This window comes from Paraburkholderia sp. BR10882 (assembly GCF_040948855.1).
GTDB classification, from domain to species: Bacteria; Pseudomonadota; Gammaproteobacteria; order Burkholderiales; family Burkholderiaceae; genus Paraburkholderia; species Paraburkholderia nodosa_A.
Map to the genome: position 1 here is coordinate 294,097 of NZ_JBFPKP010000003.1, position 20,365 is coordinate 314,461.

Below are 20,365 nucleotides of genomic sequence, written 5' to 3' on the forward strand. Positions count from 1 at the left end.
CCTTGTGTTACGGACGAGAGTAGTTCGCCGGATATAATCCTTGCCCGGCCCGGTTTGGCTTGTTAAGCCGACACTACTTTGGCGGTTCATCAATACCAATATAAGTGGCGGAGGATTTCCTTCGCCAGCGGATACTGAATCTGGAGTGAATGTGATGTTAATCCCCGTCATCTTGTCCGGTGGTGCTGGTACGCGACTTTGGCCGGTTTCCCGTGAAGGGCATCCCAAGCCGTTCATGAAGCTCGCCGATGGTGAGAGCCTGCTCCTGAAGACATACTGTCGGGCGGCGGCGGTCGCCGGAATCGGTGCGCCTTCGCAGCGCGGAGAGATCTTGACGGTCACGAACCGCGACTACTACTTCATGAGCAAGGACGAGTTTGCCTGCGCGAAGCTTGGCGAAACCCAGTCTGGCGCATTCATGCTCGAGCCGATGGGCCGCAACACGGCGCCTGCCGTGGCCATGGCCGCGCGCTACGTGGCGGAAAAGTACGGGCGCGATGCGCTGATGCTGGTACTCGCCGCCGATCATCTGGTTCAGGATCAGGCGGGCTTTGCCGCAGCCGTTGCGAGCGCCGTCGAATTGGCGAAGCGCGACAAGCTGGTGACGTTTGGTATCGTTCCGACGAGCCCGGACACCGGTTTCGGCTATATCGAGGCGGGAGAGAAAATCGGCGACGGCCGTATGGCGCTGCGTTTCGTCGAGAAGCCGGACGCTGTGAAGGCTGCCGAGTACGTTGCAACGGGCAACTACTTGTGGAATTCGGGCATGTTCTGTTTCAAGGCCGGGGTGATCCTCGACGAGATGAAACGCCATGCCCCCGATGTCGCGACAGCGACCGAGTCGTGCTGGGCATCGTTGCATGCCGACAAGTCGTCGGGGCAAATGCTCGAAATTCCTGCCGAGACGTTCGAGAAGATGCCCGATATCTCGATCGACTACGCGGTGATGGAGCGCTCGTCGAACGTGGCCGTAGTGCCGTCCACCTTCGGTTGGAGCGACATCGGCTCGTGGGGTGCGATTCGCGATCTGGTCGCACCGGACCAGGACAGCAACCGTGCCGTCGGCGATGCAATCTTTGTCGATAGCCACAACACCTACGTGCAAAGCCCGGACCGCCTGGTGGCGGCGGTGGGTGTCGCTGACCTGATGATCATCGATACGCCGGATGCCTTGCTGGTTGCGCATCCCGATCGCGCGCAGGATGTGAAGCAGGTGGTTGCGTGCCTGAAAAAGCAGAATCACGATGCCTACAAGCTGCATCGCACCGTTAGCCGTCCGTGGGGCACCTACACCGTGCTGGAAGAAGGGCCGCGCTTCAAGATCAAGCGTATCGAAGTCAAGCCGGGCGCTAGCCTGAGTCTGCAGATGCATCATCACCGCAGCGAGCATTGGATCGTCGTGTGCGGGATGGCCAAGGTCATCAACGGCGAAAAGGAAATCTTCGTTCGCACCAACGAGTCCACGTACATCCCTGCCGGCCACAAGCATCGCCTTGAAAACCCGGGCGTGCTCGATCTCGTGATGATCGAAGTGCAGAGTGGCGAGTACCTTGGGGAGGACGACATCGTTCGCTTCCAAGACGTCTACGGGCGGGCTTGATGCAGGGAATGCTACGAGCCCTTTGGGCCTATCGCGGGTTCATTCTCGGAAGCGTCAAGCGGGAGTTTCAGTCAAAGTACCGGAATTCCCTGCTGGGCGCGGCGTGGACCGTGCTCAATCCGCTTGCGATGATCGTCGTCTATACGGTGATCTTCTCCCAGGTGATGCACACCCGGTTGCCCGGCGTGGGTAGCACGTTTGCATACAGCATTCACTTGTGTGCCGGCGTGCTGCCGTGGGGCATGTTTGTCGAAATCGTGAGCCGCGCGCAGAGCGCGTTCATCGACAACGCCAACCTGCTGAAGAAGTTAAGCTTTCCCCGCCTGTGTCTGCCGGTGATCGTGGTGGTCAATGCGCTGGTCAATTTCGCGATTGTCTTTGGGTTGTTCACGGTCTTCGTGCTGATTACCGATAATTTCCCCGGTTTGACGTACCTGGCCATCATTCCGCTGCTGCTTCTGCTGACGCTGTTTGCCATTGGCCTCGGCATTACGCTAGGCGTGCTGAACGTATTTTTCCGTGATGTCGGGCAGTTCTTTGGCATCGCACTGAATTTCTGGTTCTGGCTGACGCCGATCGTGTATGCGATCAACATTCTGCCCAAGTCTGTCCAGACAGGAATGCAGTTCAACCCGATGGCGCCGTTGATCGAAGCCTTCCAGGTTGTGATGGTTCAAGGTCGTTGGCCGGAATGGCCGCAATTGTGGCTCGTTGCGCTTCTGGGCGTTCTGTTGTGCCTCGCCGGCTTCAGCTTGTTCCGCAAACATGTGGGCGAAATGGTGGATGAACTCTGATGGGCACCATTACCGTTACCAATCTCGGCAAGGCATATAAGCAGTACCCGACGCGCTGGTCCCGCCTTCTCGAGTGGATCGATCCGCGCAACAAGCTACATCACACGCCGCACTGGGTGCTGCGGGACGTGAACTTCTCCGTTCAGTCAGGCGAAGCGCTTGGCATCATCGGTATCAACGGTGCCGGCAAGAGCACGTTGTTGAAGATGATCGTTGGGACGACACAGCCGACGGTGGGCAGCGTGACCATGACGGGCCGTGTTGCCGCGTTGCTGGAACTGGGGATGGGGTTTCATCCGGATTTCACCGGGCGCCAGAACGTCATGATGGCCGGGCAGTTGCTCGGTTTCAGCGTTGACGAACTTGTCGCGCTGATGCCGGAGATCGAGGCGTTCGCCGAAATCGGCGAATACATTGATCAGCCCGTACGCGTGTATTCGAGCGGCATGCAGATGCGTCTTGCATTCAGCGTCGCGACCGCTCGCCGCCCTGATGTGCTGATCGTCGACGAAGCGCTTTCGGTCGGCGACGCGTATTTTCAGCACAAGAGCTTCGACCGCATCCGCGAGTTTCGCAAGCAAGGCACGACGCTCTTGATCGTGGCGCATGACAAGGCGGCGATCCAGGCTATCTGCGATCGTGCGATTCTACTGAATGCCGGAAAGCTGGAGATCGAAGGGCCGCCTGAAGAGGTCATGGACTACTACAACGCGATGCTAGCTGATCGCGCGAATCATTCTGTCAAGCAGGAAACCACCGGCAGCGGGGCGGTGCAGACCATTTCAGGTACCGGCGAGGCCGTGGTCGACGAGGTCACGCTGCTGGACGAGTCCGGTCAGCCGGTCGAGGTGGTCGGGGTCGGGCAGCCGGTTACGCTGCGCATCAAGGTCAAATGCGTGCATGCGATCCCCGAGTTGGTGGTGGGGTACATGATCAAGGACCGGCTTGGGCAGACGGTGTTCGGGACGAATACCTATCACCTGAAGCAGGTACTTGTCGATCTGGCCCAGGGCCAGTCAGTGGTATTGCTTTTTGAATTTACGGCCAACATTGGTGTGGGTAGTTATTCGGTCGCGGTGGCGCTCCACACCGGAGATGCCCATCTGGCCAACAATTACGAATGGCGTGATCGGGTGTTGATGTTCAACGTCGTCAATATGAAAGTGGAAGATTTTGTCGGAGTAGCCTGGCTACGGACGACGGTGAGGAGTTTGCCGTAGTGGAAAGCTTTTATCGTGCGTTTGAAGATCGGCATCGCGGCTCACGGGACCTGATCAAAGGTCGACTGGGCAAGTATTCGCCGTTCGTTCAGCCTTTGGCGGCGATGTACCCGAGTGCACAGACATTCGACATTGGCTGTGGCCGCGGCGAGTGGCTGGAGCTAATGGGTGACGCCGGGTTTGCCGCGACGGGTGTCGATCTCGACGCCGATATGCTCGAGGCATGCCGCGAGCGAAACCTGTCGGTATCCCAGGGCGATGCGATCGAGCATCTCGCGAAGCTGGATTCGAACAGCCATGCACTGATTTCGGCCTTTCACGTCGTCGAGCACGTGAGCTTCGAGCAATTGAAGCGGCTCGTGACCGAGGCTCTGCGCGTGTTGAAACCCGGTGGCCTGCTCATTCTCGAGACGCCGAATCCGGAAAACATCGCTGTGGCGACGTGCAACTTCTACATCGATCCGACGCACCAGAAGCCGATTCCACCGCTGCTGCTTTCTTTCGTTGCGGAACATGCGGGATTCGACCGCGTTAAGGTCGTGCGCCTGCAGGAATCAGCGACGTTGACTGACGCACAGGCGCAGATTCATTTTATGAATGTCCTCGGCGGCGTGAGCCCCGACTATGCAATCGTCGCGCAGAAGGAGGCTGGATCAGCGGGGGGCGCATTCGATAGTGCATTCGAGGCCGAATACGGTCTGACGATCGACGTCCTGGCGCAGCGATACGAAACGCAGCTTGCGTCGAGTCTTGCCCAGATCGAGGCAAGAGTGCAGCGCGCGGAGGAGGCTGCGCGGGAATCCGGCGAGCAGTTGACAGACGAGCTTCATTCGCTGTCGGAGCAGCTGCAACTCGCCGAGGAGCGATATCAGCGCGCCGAAGAGCGATATCAGCGTTCCGAGGAACGATACCAACGCTCAGAAGAGCGATATCAACACGCAGAGGAGCGGTACCAGCATTTCGAGGAGCGATATCAGTACTTCGAAGAGCGATACCAGCACTCGGAGGAACGATACCAGCGTGCCGATGGGCGGCGCCAACAGGTCGAGAGCCAGGTGCTGGAGATGCAGGCGCGGCTTGAGCAGACCGAAGCCATGCTGCATCAGGCGAACGCGCAATTGCATGCCGTCTATCAGAGCACGTCCTGGCGAATTACCCGGCCGGTTCGAGGCGTGAAGCTCGTGCTAAAAGGGCAAGGAAAAGTTGTTTTTAAGGTCGGAGCCAAACGCGCGATTCAGCGTGCCGCAAAATTCGGGGGGAAACATCCCTGGTTCAGGCGGCTCGCCGTATTCGCTCTCAATCGTGTTCCTGGTGTCAAGCAACGATTGATCCCCGTTGTTTCGGATACCGTACATCTCTATCGTCCCCGGCCTGAAGTTGCGCCGGAGGGTTTGAGCCCGCGTGCTCAACAAACCTACGCTGCGCTAGCTTTTGCAGTGAAGAACTACGAGAAGAGGGAAGAGGGTTGATGCGCATCGTCATCGATATGCAGGGTGCACAAAGCACGGGTTCGCGCAATCGAGGCATAGGCCGCTATACCCAGGCCATTGCCAGAGGGCTGGCGCGCAATCGTGGAGAGCATGAAATTATCCTCGCTCTCAACGGCTTGTTTCCGGAAACCATCGGGCCGATTCGCGAGGCTTTTTCGGACCTGCTGCCGCTCGAGAACATTCGTGTCTGGCACGCTGCTGGACCTGTGACGCATGCCGACAAATCCAACGACTGGCGGCGGCGTGCGGCGGAATTGGGATACGAGTCCTTTCTGTGCTCGCTGAAGCCCGATTTTGTCTACATCACGAGTTTGATCGAAGGGCTTGGCGATGACGCGGTAACTAGCGTACATCGCCTGCAACACGAGATTCCGGTTGCTGTCACGCTTTATGACCTGATTCCGTATATCAATCCCACTCCGTATCTGGATAATCCAGCCGTAAAGTCCTGGTATCTGGAGAAGATCGAGCATTTGCGCCGGGCCGATTTGTGGCTGGGTATTTCGGAGTCCTCGCGACAGGAAGGCATCGCACATCTCGGTCTGCCCGCGGAGTGGTCGGTCAACATCAGCACCGACGCTGACGATTCATTCCTGTCCATCGACGTTTCCCCAGAACGCGAATCGGCTTTGCGCAAGCAGTATGGGCTGACCAAACCGTTCGTGCTCTACACGGGCGGCATCGACCACCGCAAGAACGTAGAAGGCCTGATTCGAGCGTACGCGCTGCTGCCTGACAAGGTGCGGCGCGACCATCAGCTCGCGATCGTATGTTCGGTACAACCCGCGAATCGGCAGGAACTCGAACGCCTTGCGCAGCAACACGGTCTGCGCAAAGACGATGTCGTGCTGACCGGATTCGTACCAGACGAAGATCTGCTGTTTTTCTACAACCTGTGCAAGCTGTTCGTCTTCCCGTCGTGGCATGAAGGCTTTGGTTTGCCTGCATTGGAGGCTATGCGCTGCGGGGCTCCTGTCATTGGCGCCAACACATCCAGTCTGCCGGAAGTCATCGGTTGGGATGACGCCATGTTCGATCCGCATTCCGACGCAGCCATTGCTGCGGCGATACAGCGTGGCCTGAACGACGCTCCCTTCCGAGAAGCACTCATCCGGCACGGCAAAGAACAGTCGCGAAAGTTTTCGTGGGATGAAAGCGCACGCCGCACCATTGCAGCCATGGAGCGGTGGCATGTCCAGGGTAAGCGGCCTGCATCTCCACGCGAATCGCGGCGGCTAAAGCTGGCCTATGTGTCTCCTCTGCCGCCTGCTCGTACGGGTATCGCGGACTATAGTGCCGACCTGCTGCCCGAGCTTGCGAATCATTACGACATTGATGTCATCGTCGACCCCGATACCGTGGGAAATGCCCAGTTCAATGGGGTAACGGTGAGGTCGCCTCAGTGGTTCGTGGAGAATGTCGGTCGATATGACCGCGTGCTCTATCACTTTGGCAATTCGTCATTCCATCGCTACATGTTCCCGCTTCTGGACGTCGTTCCCGGGGTGGTGGTTCTGCATGACTTTTTCCTGTCAGGTATTGTTGCGGAAATGGATACCCAAGGCTGGCTGCCGGGGTGCTGGTCGCAGGCGTTGTATGAAAACCATGGCTACGTCGGGTTGGCAGAGCGCCATCACAAGGCGGATATCATAGATACCGTCTGGAAGTACCCGTGCAGTTTGGATGTGATTCAGAAGAGTCTGGGCCTGATCGTCCACTCCGGGAATTCGAAACGTCAAGCCGAGCGATGGTATGGCGGCGACGTAAGGGACTGGGTCGAGATTCCACTTATGCGTGTTGCCGATGTCGATTTCGACAAGGTTGGTGCGCGCGCCGCACTGGGCATTGGGGAAAATGACTATCTAGTGTGCGCGTTTGGCTTGCTGGGTCCCATGAAGTTGAATCTTCAACTTCTGAAGGCCTGGGCAGATTCATCGCTTGCGAAAGATTCGACTTGCCATCTTGTCTTTGTTGGGGAGAATGATCAGGGACAATATGGGCAGGATGTGTCTCGCCTGATCCGTGACCTCGGTTCGAAAGCTAACGTCCGGATCACAGGCTGGGCCGATGTTTCAACCTTCCGCCAGTATCTGACGGCCGCCGATGTCGGCGTGCAGTTACGAACCCTGTCGAGAGGGGAAACTTCCGCAGCCGTGCTGGACTGCATGAATTACGGTAAGGCCGTTATTGTCAATGCCAACGGCAGCATGGCCGACCTCGACGATGACGCAGTCTGGAAATTGCCTGAGACATTTACCGAACAGCAACTTATCGAAGCTCTGGAGACTTTGCGCTCTGACGCCCAATTGCGTACGAATATGGGTCGTATCGCAAGGCAAGTCATCCTGGATCACCACGCTCCAGACTTGTGTGCGAAGCAGTATCGTGACGCGATTGAGCACTTCCATGTGGCCGGGTTGTCACACCCCGGTATACTGGCGCGCGCGATCGCCAGGCAGGTCGGGGCGGCTGATGACGGGCAACTGCAGCAAGCCGCGATGGCCATGGCCAGGAATACCACGTTGCGCAATGGCAAGCGGCAGCTTCTAGTGGATATCTCCGAGCTGGTTCAGCGCGATGCGAAAAGCGGTATCCAGCGCGTGGTAAGAAGCTTGATCAAGGAATGGCTGGAGCGCCCTCCGAGCGGCTTCAGGGTGGAACCGGTCTATGCGACGACTGCCCAGTCGTATAACTACGCCCGGCGTTTCACGGCAAAGCTGATGGGTTTTGAAGATGCGTGGCTGCAGGACGCTCCTGTCGACTACGGCGCGGGAGACGTGTTTCTCGGTCTCGACCTGGCGCCGGAGATCGTGCCGGCGCAGCGGGCGTTTTACCAGAAGCTCAGGTTTCAGGGCGTGCAAGTCAAGTTCGTCGTGTACGACCTGCTGTGCATTTTCCTGCCGCAATATTTTGCGCCGGGCGTTGCAGAGAATTTTGGTGAATGGCTGGAGGTCGTCGCGGAGAATGACGGCGCTTTCTGTATTTCAGAGGCCGTCGCGGGCGATCTTGCTACATGGGTGGCGCAACATGCACCTCAGCGCAATGCCCGATTCGCGATTGACTGGTTCCACCTGGGCGCGAATATTCTAGACTCCGTCGCTTCGACGGGAGTCCCCGCTGACGCCGAGGGCTTACTCGAGAAGCTGAAAAAATCGCCCTCCTTTTTGATGGTCGGGACGCTGGAACCCCGTAAGGGGTATGCCCAGGTTCTGGAGGCATTCGATCGGCTCTGGCAAGAAGATCAACACGTCAACCTCGTCCTGGTGGGTAAGCAAGGGTGGTTGATGGGGGATTTGGTCTCGCGGATCAAGGGACATAGAGCATTCGGCCGTCAACTGTTCTGGCTGGAAGGTATTAGCGACGAATACCTGGAAAAGATCTATGCCGCGTGTTCATGCCTGATCGCCGGCTCGTATGGAGAAGGGTTCGGCCTTCCTTTGATCGAGGCAGCCCAGCAGGGGATTTCGATCATTGCCCGGGATATTCCTGTGTTCCGGGAAGTCGCGGGCAATCATGCTTATTATTTTTCCGCAGAGACTGGCCAGGATCTGGCCGTTGAAATCAAGGCTTGGTTGGGACTTGAAAAGATGGGGCAAGCGCCTTCTTCCGAAGGCATGCCTTTCTTGACCTGGGCGCAAAGCGCCCAAGCCTTGGCGGAGCTTTTCACAAAAAGCGCATCAATTTCGTAAGGAAAGAGCATCACTATGAAGACAGCCATTATCACCGGCATCACTGGCCAAGACGGTGCCTATCTTGCGCAACTCCTGCTAGAGAAGGGCTATACGGTTTACGGCACCTACCGCCGCACGAGTTCGGTGAACTTCTGGCGCATCGAAGAGTTGGGCATTGCGAAGGACCCCAACCTCCATCTGGTCGAATACGACTTGACGGATCTGTCGTCGAGCATCCGCCTGCTGCAAACTACCGGCGCGACCGAGGTCTACAACCTCGCTGCGCAAAGCTTCGTCGGTGTGTCCTTTGACCAGCCGGCCACCACGGCGGAGATCACCGGCATCGGCCCGCTGAATCTGCTCGAGGCCATCCGCATCGTCAACCCGAAGATCCGCTTCTACCAGGCGAGCACGTCCGAAATGTTCGGCAAGGTGCAGGCCATTCCGCAGATCGAGTCGACGCCGTTCTACCCGCGCAGCCCGTACGGTGTGGCTAAGCTCTACGCGCACTGGATCACGGTGAACTATCGCGAAAGCTACAACATCTTCGGTTGCAGCGGCATCCTGTTCAATCACGAATCGCCCCTGCGTGGCCGCGAGTTCGTGACGCGCAAGATCACCGACTCCGTTGCAAAGATCAAACTCGGCCAACTCGACGTGCTCGAACTGGGCAATATCGACGCGAAGCGCGATTGGGGTTTCGCGAAGGAATACGTCGAAGGCATGTGGCGCATGTTGCAGGCCGACGAGCCGGATACCTACGTGCTGGGCACGAATCGTACCGAGACCGTACGCGATTTCGTGCGCATGGCATTCAAGGCAACCGGGGTCGACCTCGAGTTCAAGGGCCGTGACGAAAACGAGACCGCGATCGACGCCGCGACCGGCAAGACGCTCGTCAGGATCAACCCGAAGTTTTATCGTCCGGCGGAAGTAGATCTGCTGATCGGCAATCCGGAGAAGGCAAAGAGGCAACTGGGCTGGGAGCCGAAGACGACGCTCGAGCAGCTGTGCGCGATGATGGTCGAAGCCGACCTGCGCCGCAACGAGCGCGGCTTCTCGTTCTGAGGCACCTCGAGCGCCGGTGACGGGGCTCGCCGGCTGCATGGGCCGTGTCTTCGCACGGTTGTTTGCTGCAGTGGGTGATCCCGTCGTCGGGTCGCTTAAAAGAATAATGCGGAAAGACAGACCGCGCTGGATGTACAACAAGGGGCATGGGTGAAGGTTGGTTTTGGTACGACGGCATTGGCCCGTAGCATTGCGCACGGCGGGGTGGACGGCATTGGCTCGTACACCCGGGAGCTGGGGCGAGCCCTGCTTGCCGGCGGCGGGGTCGATCTCGTCCCCGTCGGCTTTCGTGCGTTCGTCGGCGAAGACGTGTTGGCGGGTGCCCGCCCGCCCGTAAATCTCGGCCGCCACGCGGTCATGGCGACACTGGGCGCCGTGAGCCCGTGGAAGTGCGTCGCCGAGAAGGACCTCGTCGCACAGCACGTGGACGTGTTCCATGCAACCGATCACCTGATTCCAAAACTGTCTGCGATACCTGTCATCGCGACCTTGATGGATGCCATTCCGCTGTCGAATCCCGAGTGGACGACCGTGAAGCTGGCCGCGTTGCGCCGTTGGCTGTTGCGGCGCTCGGGCGCGTGGGCGGATCATGTCGTCACGATTTCCGAGTATTCGAAGCGCTCGATCGTGGAGCACTTCGGCATCGCGCCAGAACGCATTTCCGTTGTTCCTCTGGGTGTTCACCCGCGGTTTTTTGAACAGATCGACCAGTCGGCCCGTGACGAGGTGCTGAAGCGCCTGGACCTGCCTGAGCGGTTCTTCCTGTGCGTGGGCACCTTGCAGCCGCGCAAGAATATCGAGCGGGTTCTGGACGCGCATGCGAGTCTGCCGGCCGGGCTGCGTCGGGATGTGCCATTGGTCGTCGTGGGCCGGGCCGGGTGGGGGTGCGAAAGCCTTGTCGCCCGCCTGCGCGCGAGCGAAGCCGAAGGCAGTGCGCGCTGGTTGCAGTATCTGCCGGATTTCGACGTGCGCGCGCTGATGCAATCGGCCACCGCGCTGGTGTTTGCGTCGCTGTGCGAAGGATTCGGACTGCCGGTTGTAGAAGCGCTCGCTTCGGGTCTTCTGGTCATTGCGTCCAATACGACGTCCGTTCCCGAAGTGGCGGCAGATGCCGCCATCATGGTGGATCCCAGCAACGCAGGTGACATTGCCGATGCCATGCGCCTCGTGATCGAGGGTCCTCGCGAAGCGGACGTGATCCGCGAGGCTGGGTTGGCGAGAGCGCGAGCGTTCACCTGGCAGGCGTGCGCCGAGAAGACCGTGGCAGTTTATCAATCTGTCCTGGATGGTTCATGTCGCTCCTGACTCAAACTGCCTCGGGGCAATGCAGCGTGACGTTGGGGGTAGATGTCACCTGGATGGTTGGCAATTACCGTGGCATGGGACGATTCGCGCGTCAGCTCATCGAGCCGGTGAGTGCGTCGGTGCTGGGTCTCGCGCCAAGCGGCGTGACCACTACGGATTGGCCATGCGTTAGTGATGGCCGCGGTTTCTTTCCATGGTGGGAGCAGGTCGAACTGCCCCGCCTGTGCGAAGCGCAGAAGCTGGATTACCTGTTGTGTCCGTACAACACTGGACCATTGCGTTCAACGGGCCGGACCCGCCTGATCTCGGTCATATATGACCTGATCTATCTGCAACCCTGGCGGGTGCTGCCTCCGTCGAGATCCCTGTATCAAACGTTCGGGCGGGTGTACAGGCGGCAGGTGGTGCCCCGGCTGGCTCGCCGCGCCGACGTCGTGCTGACTGTATCCCGCTTTACCCAGCGGGAACTGGTCGAGCAGTTCGGACTGTCGGAAGAGGATGTGCACCTCATTCCGTGTTCGATTCCGGATGACTGGTTCGCTCGTCCACTCAGTGAGGCAGCTCGCCAACCCTACCTGTTTACCGTGGCGGGCGAAGTGCCCAGCAAGAACGTCGATCGCCTCCTGCAAGCGTTCGCATTGGCGAGGCCGACGCTGGATGACGACATCAGGTTGCGCATTGCCGGGATCAAGTCGGCGCATCACGAATATTTCCTGCGGCGGGCATCTGCACTGGGACTCGCAGGTCATGTCGAGCTGCTCGGGTATGTATCCGACCAGGAACTGAAGCTGCACTACCGTCAAGCAAGGGCATTCATCTTTGCTTCGTTGTTCGAAGGGTTCGGCATACCGCTGTTGGAGGCGATGGCATCGGGTACGCCTGTCGCGTGCAGTAACACGACTTCGATGCCTGAGATCGTTGGTGGGTCCGGTCTGCATTTCGACCCATTTTCGGTTGGCGAGATGGCCGAGCAGATCCGCGGCATATGCAGCGGCGGCGAAACATTCGAGGCGAGGGTCCGCAACGGAGTGGACCGCGCGCGTCTGTTTTCGGAGTCGGTCGTCGCCCCGTCGATTCAGGAGTTCTGGGAACGTTTGTCGTGACCACAGATAAGAAAAAGCTGCTGGTGCTGACGCCCAGACTTCCCTACCCGGTGATCGGCGGGGACAAACTGAGGATCTATCACCTCTGCAAGGCGTTGTCGCGCCAATATTCGCTGACGCTGCTGAGCTTGTGCGAGTCGCGCGAAGAGGTGGACTGCGAGCTGCCTGACGACGGCGTGTTCGACCGGGTCGAGCGAGTCTTTCTGTCGAAGGCGCGTTCGTACATGAATACGCTGCTTGCGCTGCCCACGCGGACGCCGTTGCAGGTCGCCTACTACCGGAGTCGGGCATTTGCCGCGGCAGTCGAACGGTTGTTGCCCTCGCATGACGGCGTACTCGTCCATCTGCTGCGCTGTGCCGAGTACGTGCGCAAGTCGGACAAGCCGCGCGTGCTCGAAATGACCGACGCGATTTCGCTGAACTACAGCCGGATCAAGCAGCTCAAGAACGCACGGGGGCTCAAGTCGCGCGTGCTCAGTCTCGAAGCGCAGCGCCTGGGCGACTACGAGCGAACGATCGTCAACGACTTCGATTTGTCCGTGCTGGTTTCGCAGACCGACAAGGATTACCTGTTTCCCGGTTCGAACGCCGGGAATGTAATTGTGTGCTCGAACGGAGTCGACTTGTCTGGGTTGCCGTATTCGGTACGAAGCACGGCAAGCCGCGTGCTCATCTTTATCGGCGACATGCGGACGGTCCAGAACGAGGACATGTGCCACTTCTTTGCGCAAGAGGTGCTGCCCTTGCTGCGCAAGCGTGCGGACTACCGGTTCAGGATTGTGGGTTCGATTTCGCCTGCGCTTGCCGAGCGGTTTAGGGCCTATGACGGAGTCGAGGTGACGGGGCGGGTTGCGTCGGTGGGAGACGCCGCCAGAGACGGTGCAATCGGCGTGTGCCCGATGCGGATCGGGGCAGGTGTGCAGAACAAGATTCTGGAGTATATGGCGCTGGGGCTGCCTGTAGTGGCGACTTCATCCGGGCATGAGGGGCTGCATGCCGAGGCCGGTCGAGATCTGGTGATCGCGAACACGCCGCAGGAATTTGTCGATCGGATTGAGTGGCTCATGGTCAACGAAGCCGCGGCGGTTGAAATGGCGGCGCACGCTAGAAGGTTCGTTGAACGCGAGCACGGCTGGGGGAGAATGATTGATCCGCTGCTTGCACGACTAGATATGCTGCTCTCGCGAGATTTGGCGCGCCCTTCTTGATGGAGTACGCTCACTTGACCTGTCCAGGAATACGTCAACGATCTTCTAGCTTGGCACTCGAAGGGCCACTTCCGTCGCCGCGCCACGCCCAATAGGTAGGGGTGCTCGCCCCATTTCTCACAATCTACCCGGCACCGCTCGATCCGTCGTCAATGGTCTGATGGACGACCGCTTTCAAAGGATAGTTGCATCAATAGACGCGCTTTGATGCTTATCCTCGTCCCGCCGTCGGACCGTTTGGCGACCTTGATCGTCTCGGTTACGGCGGTGCCTTCGCAACCTTCCTTACTTTATCAGAGTTTGCAGAATTCACTCATCAGCGTGTGGATTCCTGCAATAGGCCGCCTGACTTCAATGAAGGAGACATCCGGCAGGCGGCCCATCTTCCGTGAATCGGTCACGGTGCTGCTTCAATCCATAGCCTTTGAATGCCAACTGCGAGCTTCCGGGTATCTGGGCTTACTCCGAGGGAGGTCGGGGAGACCGGCTGCGGTGGGCGAATCTCGATGCGTTGTGCTCCATTTACGCCTTCAAATTGCATGGAGAACTCTCGCATATCGGCGGCTGGAACGAAACTTTGAACTTGCTGACCGATGGCCACGCCAACGGGTTGCCCTACGTTCGGGCCGAAAGCGTGAGCACGCAAATGAAGGATGAAGTGGTTCGGGAGTGGCTGTGCGAACTGTAGAGTGACCACGGGCGACACGTTGGCGTCCGACCACCGTCCCCAACTCTCCGGGACTGACAAACCATTCACGTCATCCAAAAAAGTCGGCAGGCCCTGGCGCGTGAAATCAATTCCTTCGGCAAGGCTTCCGTGATACCTGACGCCTCGCGCATCCGCGATAAAACCTGCATGCTCCATGATTTGCGCAGGAGACAGGTTGGCGGGGAGCTTGTCGACGTTTTTGCCATTCACTCTCAAGTCGAAGAAGACCAGACGGCCGTTCTCGCTGATCGCCGCGGGCGGACTCCCTAAGATATGAGTGAGCTCAGCCTCCTCCGCCGCTCCGTTGTCCGCGTATCCATGCCGGTCCAAATACAGGCCGCTAAAGCCAACCTTTCTTGCAACCTCGATCTGTCGTTCCAGCGGTTCACGTGCCAGCGCTCGGAAAAAGAAATCTCCGGATCGGCCCTTCATTACCCCATAGCTCCACGCCAGCGACGAAGAGTGCAAATAACCCCTGGCTAGATCGTATGGCTGCAGAGCATTGATCGGCGGCGTCTCGGGAAATCCGGCATACGGGAGTTGATAGATCGCACTCCCCGGAGGAACGATCCGTTCAATCTTCCCGACGAATTGGGCATCGCTGTGATACTCCGCCTGGGTTGCATTCAGGTAGTCGGTGGACGTTGAAGCCGTTTGATCCCACACGGCAAATGCGCAAAGAGCAACGCTCGCAACTATAGCTGAGCGAGTGAGATTGTTACGCACCTTACCGTAAATCAGTCGCTGCTCGATTAAAATCAACGTTGCAGCAATCGAGGTGAATGCTAGAAAGACGCTAGCTCGATTCCCTGCTCGCATCATTGGGCTAATCAACAGACTGAATACTGTTGAAAATCCACCGATGGTGCAAAACAGTGTTAGTGAAAAGGTAAGCACTGCAAGAGCGTTGAGTCGATCGCGCTCCCCTTCCTTACTCTGCCTGGGTGCTATCAAAAAGATAAACAGAGCAATGAAACCGACACTTCCAATGAGTCCGAGTGAGGAAGTTCCGTTCTCGTTAACAAGTGGAAATGTCGATGAATACTTGAAATTCAACTTGGCAAACGGCCGAAATCGATGCTCCGGGCGCGGCAACAGGAGCTGCGCAATTTTTAGACCATATATTTCCGTCTCCACTGGGGAGCGATCAGTCGCCTCTTGATTTGCGCCGTGTTCGATACGATAAATGGCATTGGGGACGAGATTTACAACAATGCCGGTGGATACGATCGCCGTCGCAATCAGGCATGCATATGTGGACGCGATTGTGCGTGTTCGTGCGTAGCGCACCACACCTGCAGTCAAAAATGCGATAACGCCGAAGAACGAATAGTAAACACCAAAGCACGAGAGTATCGCAAGCGTGACGACATCAATGGCGCGTTTCGCCAAATGACGTCTTTTATCGGTAAAGGTGAGGTCGCCCACATAAATTCGGTAAGAGAACCAGATAAAAATGGGGGCGGCGAAGTACCAAGTGTAGAAAAGATGAGGGTACCGCAGAAAGTGAAATGGCAGGATCGTGAAAACGAAGCCGCCCGCAAAGCTAAACACCCGGGATATCGAAAAACGACGCAATACAAAATATCCCGCGATCGCGTTTATCGGAAAGCCGGCAAGAAAGTAGATGTTGAAGGCTCGGGTGGCGCTCCCTGAGAGAATGCCAAAAATCTTCAGAGCTAGAATGCTTCCAGAGTCCGGAATTGGATAGTCATAGAGATATCCGCCGAATGGCGCGCCCATCAGAGTGCTATGGAAAATCCATGGATTTTCCATAGCACGTTTGATCCATGAGAGGATCAGCAATACGTCGCCAGAGTAAATGAGCGGTACATTGAGATCGAAATGCCTGCCCCCGACCATCCACCATCCAACAACTAGTGACACCAGAACTAATACGGTCGGGATGCCCCACACCAAAAACTTACCTTTTATTGGTGAATGTACAGCCGACGTATCTTTTACGGTGAGATCTGTCATGGAATTAAATTCTAGGGTTAGGCTGCGGGCGCAATAGAGTCCGATTTCTCAGCGGTAGCCGAGCTAGCGTCGTCGGACGCAGCGATGCCGTTGATTCTCTCTCGTTCAATCACTAACGGACGTCTCTGGGCATAAGTCAGAATTGCGCCCACGTACTCACCCAGCAAACCGATGAAAAACAGTTGCACTGACGAAAAAAAGAACAACCCGATGAGCATCGGTGCACTTCCCATGGTGAAGCTGTTCCAGTACATCAACTTCAACACGAGGTAGACGAGCGATAGACAGAGGCTTACACCTGACAGGAAAAACCCTCCGATAGCAGCAAGCCTGAGCGGCACCTTCGAATGCGAGGTGATGCCAAGCATCGCGATGTCGTACAGCGTATAGAAGTTGTTCTTGGAGATCCCACGTTTGCGTCGCGGTTGCACATAAGGCAACTGGATCACATCGAAGCCGATCTCGCAGATGAGCCCGCGAAAGTACGGATAGGGATCGTCAATTTTCCGCAGAATTTCAATAATTTTCCGATCGTAGAGCCCAAACCCGGTGAAGTTTTGAATGAGCTTTACGTTTGCAATGCGCGTGACTAAACGATAGTACATGCGGCGGAGTGCAAAGAAGAGCGCAGACTCTTTCGATTCAGGCTTTACGCCGATTACGATTGGTGCGCCCGCAAGCCACTTCTCGACGAAATCACGCATCAAGTCGGGAGGATCCTGGAGGTCGGCGACGAGGAGAATGACAGCGTCGCCCTTAGCCTGCATCAGTCCATACATCGGAGAGCGGATATGCCCGAAATTTCGCGCGTTGACGATCACACTAACGGCAGGGTCTGTCGCCGCAATACTGCGCAGCTTGCTGACAGTCGCGTCTGTGGACGCATTGTCGATGAACAGGTGATCGTATGTCACACCGGGAATCGTCGAGAATACTCGGCGAGCCTCGTTGTACACCGCCTCGATGTTTTCCTCCTCATTGAAACAGGGAGTGACGACCGTAACGTGCTTCATGGGAAATTGAAAACAAACTGACGGTTAAGGATGAATGCAAGCAGGCTGAGTGGAATCAGCATGAGTGCATTTGCGACGTAAATGCTGGCGCCATGATCTAGCAACAAACGTACGCCGCCGAGATTTACCAGGTAGACGACACAATAGACGCCCACGAAACGCCAGAAACGCGAGCGAGGCGCACCAGAGAAAACCAGTCGCCCTACGCTCTGGAAGTTGAACAGGACGCCGCCGACCGTTGCGAGGCCGATTGCGATTGGGTAGACGACACCAACGTAGGTGAGTACGGCGAACAACGAGTATCCGAATGCGGTGTTCAGCCCGCCGACAACCAGAAAACGAACAAGCTGAGTTGCCGTTTTTCGCATTGGCTCGCCAGCGAGACCACGCTCGCTTCCCGTCTCGCCTACAAACTCGTCGGGCTTACTGTTGGAGTTGGGCGCTTGCATCAAGTGCCTTTCTGATCCGTTTCTCAACACTCTCAGGGGCCAAACCGTGGCTCTCCATCAGATACGCATAGTTACCGCATATCTCGCTGAAACGATCCTGAATGCCGACGCGTACAAATGTTCCAAGGTAGTGACCCATCAACGTTTCAGCGACCAGGCCGCCAAGTCCGCCGTAGATCGAATGTTCCTCGAACGTGATAATTGCCTCTCGGCCCTTGGCCAAGGTACGCAGTGACAATTCCGGGAATGGTTTGAGACAAGGGGCGGAAACGACGTCTGCATTGCCCAGTGCTGAAGCCACTTTTTGTGCCAACTTGACGCCAGAGCCAGTGGCAACGAACAGAAAGGGCGCGCCAGTGTTAGTCGCCGCAATCAAATCGCCGTTTGACCAGTTGCTTAGAGGTGCACTATGGATGTCACCGAGGTCGGCCTTGCCAATTCGAAGGTACGCGGGACCCGGATTGCGCATGATGCGCTCTGCGCATGCAGTCAATTCGAATCTGTCGCCAGGCGAATAAATCGAAATTTGGGGTACAGCGCGCAACGCGGCGATATCTTCGGTGGATTGATGGCTAGTACCAAGCTGAGCGTAAACGACTCCAGCTCCGTCGCCGATAAAGGTAACGGGCAAATTCTCATAGCAGACATCGATCTTGATCTGCTCAAGCACGCGGATCGGCACGAACGCTGCCAAGCCATAGACGATCGGGCGGAACCCCGCCTTCGCGAGTCCGGCAGCGACGCCAACCATATTTTGCTCGGCTATGCCGCAATTCAGATATTGATCGGGGCATGCGTGCCGGAACGCATCGAAAAGCGCGTAACCGTGGTCGCCTGTCAGCAGCAACACCTTGGGGTCTTGTTTGGCTGCGGTTACCAATGCGTTCGAAAATGCATCTCTCATTGCTGGCCTCCCAGTTCAGACACGGCAGCTTCATAGGTCTGGGGTGTGAGCCGCGTGTAGTGCCAGATATTGTCGTGTTCCATGAACGAGACGCCTTTCCCTTTGACTGTCTTGGCGACTAGCGCCTTTGGACGTCCGTTCTTCTGGTTTTTGAACTGCTGATAGGCGGCACCAATCGCAGCTTCGTCGTGGCCGTCGATGCTCAACGTGTCAAAATCGAAAGCCGCGAACTTCGCGGCTATATCGCCAAGGCCGATGACCTCATCGGTCGAACCCATGGCTTGAAAACCGTTCACGTCTACAATTACTACCAGGTTGTCCAGTTTGAACTGAGCAGCGAAAAGGGCAGCTTCCCAGATTGGCCCTTCGTTCAATTCGCCGTCTCCAACAAGCGCGTAGCACATTTGCTCCGTCTTCTTTCTCTTCGCACCCAATGCGAGTCCGACGCCAACAGACAGACCGTGCCCTAACGAACCGGAAGTGACTTCGATACCCGGCACGTGTGTATCTGCCAGCCCTTTAAGATGGGTGCCGTTTCCGAAATACCGAGCGATGTCCTGCGCCGCGAGCCAGCCGATTTCATGCAGGCAGGCATATTGCGCCATAACGCCGTGCCCCTTACTGAGCACCATGTAGTCGCGGCGTGCGGAGCGTGGGTCGTTTGCATCGAAGCGCAAATGGCTTCGATAAAGCACTGCAAGCAACTCCACGATTGAAAATGCGCAGCCAATGTGAACTGTCGACCCCGCAAATGCCATATCCAATATGGTCTTGCGCAGGCGAACTGCATCGAATTTCGTCATGCCGTGACCGCCATGCGGTTCCAGTTGATCGTCTTGAGTAAGGCGTCTTCGAGAGGCGTTATTTCTGCGACATTGAGGACGCTGCGCGCCTTTGTCGTATCCGGAACGTACCTCGGGGCGGGGGCGCCTGTCGGGGATATGCGCGGCGTCGCCGGGATGTTGGAGCCGCACTGGGCTTCGATCATGCGTGCGAGATCAATAATCGAAATTTCACGCTCGGATCCTACGTTGTATGCCTGGCCGCGTTCGCCGGAAAGCAACATCTGAAAGAGCCAAATGCAGGCATCCGCCATATAGAGATAACTGCGCATCGGGCACCCGTCACCGTTGATGGTGATAGGGCGACCAGCCAAAGCATCACGAATAAAATTTCCAGCCGCGAACGGGCCGTCAAGCGGGATGCCTGGACCAATGAGTGCGTAGATCCGGGCAATAGTGGCGAACATATTGCTCTGGCGCCCGTACGCCGACACCAGCCATTCCGCTGCGCGCTTGCCTTGACCATACGCAGCGCTCACATCGAGCGGATCGGGTGCTCCGCTAAATGTCTCTGGTACGTGGGTGAGCGCTGGCGGCTGAGTACCATATATCGCGCCGCTCGATGTGAGCAGAAAGCGCGACGCGCCGTGTGCCTGGGCGAAGTCGAGCACATTTCGCGTACCGATGATATTCGTATCGAATATTCGTAGCCTGTCCGAGGCCTTCGCTGGATCGGCAACATCAGTTGCCGCATGAATGCATAAATCTATTGGTCCGGCGTTTGCCCTGAAATCCGCCACATCGCCTTTGATCAGCGTTACTTCAGCGCTATTGAATAGATGAGGCGCGTGGCCTTGTGCCTTGTCGGGGTCACGACTCAGGGCGACGATTTCGATCCTGCTACCTCGGACGCGGTTGGCATGCTGCACCACCTCGAGCAGCCAGGAGCCGATAAAACCTGTTCCACCGGTGATGAAAAGCCGCGCGCGATCGAACGCAGACCAGACCTCGGCGGTCTGGTCGACGATCAAATCGAGATCCTCAACGGGCAGCGGCTTACGCATATTTG

The 20,365-nt window shown here is 57.4% G+C and carries 15 protein-coding genes; 9 read left to right on the plus strand and 6 right to left on the minus strand.

Annotation, left to right across the window (positions count from 1 at the left end; all coding sequences use genetic code 11):
- Positions 1-154 precede the first annotated feature (154 nt).
- The 9 genes from AB3X99_RS10550 to AB3X99_RS10590 all read left to right on the plus strand — a co-directional run bounded on the left by AB3X99_RS10550 (position 155) and on the right by AB3X99_RS10590 (position 13,459).
- Positions 155-1,600: a mannose-1-phosphate guanylyltransferase/mannose-6-phosphate isomerase gene (locus AB3X99_RS10550; RefSeq protein ID WP_368617043.1), complete on the plus strand. Its 1,446-nt coding sequence runs from the start codon at positions 155-157 to the stop codon at positions 1,598-1,600.
- Positions 1,600-2,394 carry an ABC transporter permease gene (locus AB3X99_RS10555; protein ID WP_368616872.1) on the plus strand — a complete coding sequence of 265 codons (795 nt, stop codon included), beginning with the start codon at positions 1,600-1,602 and terminating at the stop codon, positions 2,392-2,394. The genes AB3X99_RS10550 and AB3X99_RS10555 overlap by 1 nt, the downstream gene beginning before the upstream one ends.
- Entirely contained in the window at positions 2,394-3,614 is a 1,221-nt protein-coding gene (locus AB3X99_RS10560; RefSeq protein ID WP_368616873.1) for an ABC transporter ATP-binding protein, read from the plus strand. The genes AB3X99_RS10555 and AB3X99_RS10560 overlap by 1 nt, the downstream gene beginning before the upstream one ends.
- Entirely contained in the window at positions 3,614-5,083 is a 1,470-nt protein-coding gene (locus AB3X99_RS10565; protein WP_368616874.1) for a methyltransferase domain-containing protein, read from the plus strand. Before AB3X99_RS10560 ends, AB3X99_RS10565 begins: the two co-directional genes overlap by 1 nt.
- Complete coding sequence (locus AB3X99_RS10570; RefSeq protein WP_368616875.1) at positions 5,083-8,793, plus strand: glycosyltransferase; 3,711 nt, start codon at positions 5,083-5,085, stop codon at positions 8,791-8,793. The genes AB3X99_RS10565 and AB3X99_RS10570 overlap by 1 nt, the downstream gene beginning before the upstream one ends.
- A 15-nt stretch (positions 8,794-8,808) precedes the next feature.
- Entirely contained in the window at positions 8,809-9,843 is a 1,035-nt protein-coding gene (gene gmd, locus AB3X99_RS10575) for a GDP-mannose 4,6-dehydratase (protein ID WP_368616876.1), read from the plus strand.
- Positions 9,844-9,993: 150 nt separating this feature from the next.
- Positions 9,994-11,148 carry a glycosyltransferase family 4 protein gene (locus AB3X99_RS10580; RefSeq protein ID WP_368616877.1) on the plus strand — a complete coding sequence of 385 codons (1,155 nt, stop codon included), beginning with the start codon at positions 9,994-9,996 and terminating at the stop codon, positions 11,146-11,148.
- Entirely contained in the window at positions 11,136-12,251 is a 1,116-nt protein-coding gene (locus tag AB3X99_RS10585) for a glycosyltransferase family 4 protein (RefSeq protein WP_368616878.1), read from the plus strand. The genes AB3X99_RS10580 and AB3X99_RS10585 overlap by 13 nt, the downstream gene beginning before the upstream one ends.
- Positions 12,248-13,459, plus strand: a complete 1,212-nt coding sequence (locus tag AB3X99_RS10590) for a glycosyltransferase (protein ID WP_368616879.1) — start codon at positions 12,248-12,250, stop codon at positions 13,457-13,459. Before AB3X99_RS10585 ends, AB3X99_RS10590 begins: the two co-directional genes overlap by 4 nt.
- Before the next feature lie 397 nt (positions 13,460-13,856).
- Here AB3X99_RS10590 and AB3X99_RS10595 read toward each other — a convergent pair whose 3' ends face one another.
- The 6 genes from AB3X99_RS10595 to AB3X99_RS10620 are packed head-to-tail and all read right to left on the minus strand — an operon-like array spanning position 13,857 to position 20,360.
- Positions 13,857-16,148: a sugar translocase gene (locus AB3X99_RS10595; RefSeq protein ID WP_368616880.1), complete on the minus strand. Its 2,292-nt coding sequence runs from the start codon at positions 16,146-16,148 to the stop codon at positions 13,857-13,859.
- A gap of 17 nt (positions 16,149-16,165) precedes the next feature.
- A complete protein-coding gene (locus tag AB3X99_RS10600; RefSeq protein WP_368616881.1) occupies positions 16,166-17,161 on the minus strand; it encodes a glycosyltransferase family 2 protein in 996 nt (331 codons plus the stop codon).
- The gene (locus AB3X99_RS10605) at positions 17,158-17,610 is read right to left on the minus strand and encodes a GtrA family protein (RefSeq protein ID WP_368616882.1); all 453 of its coding nucleotides are present in this window, start codon (positions 17,608-17,610) and stop codon (positions 17,158-17,160) included. The genes AB3X99_RS10600 and AB3X99_RS10605 overlap by 4 nt, the downstream gene beginning before the upstream one ends.
- Positions 17,585-18,514 carry a transketolase family protein gene (locus AB3X99_RS10610; protein ID WP_368616883.1) on the minus strand — a complete coding sequence of 310 codons (930 nt, stop codon included), beginning with the start codon at positions 18,512-18,514 and terminating at the stop codon, positions 17,585-17,587. The genes AB3X99_RS10605 and AB3X99_RS10610 overlap by 26 nt, the downstream gene beginning before the upstream one ends.
- Complete coding sequence (locus tag AB3X99_RS10615) at positions 18,511-19,317, minus strand: transketolase (protein ID WP_368616884.1); 807 nt, start codon at positions 19,315-19,317, stop codon at positions 18,511-18,513. The genes AB3X99_RS10610 and AB3X99_RS10615 overlap by 4 nt, the downstream gene beginning before the upstream one ends.
- Positions 19,314-20,360 (minus strand): NAD-dependent epimerase/dehydratase family protein, encoded by a 1,047-nt coding sequence (locus tag AB3X99_RS10620; RefSeq protein ID WP_368616885.1) that lies wholly within the window; start codon positions 20,358-20,360, stop codon positions 19,314-19,316. The genes AB3X99_RS10615 and AB3X99_RS10620 overlap by 4 nt, the downstream gene beginning before the upstream one ends.
- Between the last annotated feature and the right edge of the window lie 5 nt (positions 20,361-20,365).

Excerpts from the sequence above, each read along its gene's own strand:
- AB3X99_RS10550 (WP_368617043.1), top strand. The coding sequence starts at position 155 with ATGTTAATCCCCGTCATCTTGTCCGGTGGTGCTGGTACGCGACTTTGG.
- AB3X99_RS10555 (WP_368616872.1), top strand. The coding sequence starts at position 1,600 with ATGCAGGGAATGCTACGAGCCCTTTGGGCCTATCGCGGGTTCATTCTC.
- AB3X99_RS10560 (WP_368616873.1), top strand. The coding sequence starts at position 2,394 with ATGGGCACCATTACCGTTACCAATCTCGGCAAGGCATATAAGCAGTAC.
- AB3X99_RS10570 (WP_368616875.1), top strand. The coding sequence starts at position 5,083 with ATGCGCATCGTCATCGATATGCAGGGTGCACAAAGCACGGGTTCGCGC.
- gmd (WP_368616876.1), top strand. The coding sequence starts at position 8,809 with ATGAAGACAGCCATTATCACCGGCATCACTGGCCAAGACGGTGCCTAT.
- AB3X99_RS10585 (WP_368616878.1), top strand. The coding sequence starts at position 11,136 with ATGTCGCTCCTGACTCAAACTGCCTCGGGGCAATGCAGCGTGACGTTG.
- AB3X99_RS10595 (WP_368616880.1), bottom strand. The coding sequence starts at position 16,148 with ATGACAGATCTCACCGTAAAAGATACGTCGGCTGTACATTCACCAATA.
- AB3X99_RS10600 (WP_368616881.1), bottom strand. The coding sequence starts at position 17,161 with ATGAAGCACGTTACGGTCGTCACTCCCTGTTTCAATGAGGAGGAAAAC.
- AB3X99_RS10605 (WP_368616882.1), bottom strand. The coding sequence starts at position 17,610 with ATGCAAGCGCCCAACTCCAACAGTAAGCCCGACGAGTTTGTAGGCGAG.
- AB3X99_RS10610 (WP_368616883.1), bottom strand. The coding sequence starts at position 18,514 with ATGAGAGATGCATTTTCGAACGCATTGGTAACCGCAGCCAAACAAGAC.
- AB3X99_RS10615 (WP_368616884.1), bottom strand. The coding sequence starts at position 19,317 with ATGACGAAATTCGATGCAGTTCGCCTGCGCAAGACCATATTGGATATG.
- AB3X99_RS10620 (WP_368616885.1), bottom strand. The coding sequence starts at position 20,360 with ATGCGTAAGCCGCTGCCCGTTGAGGATCTCGATTTGATCGTCGACCAG.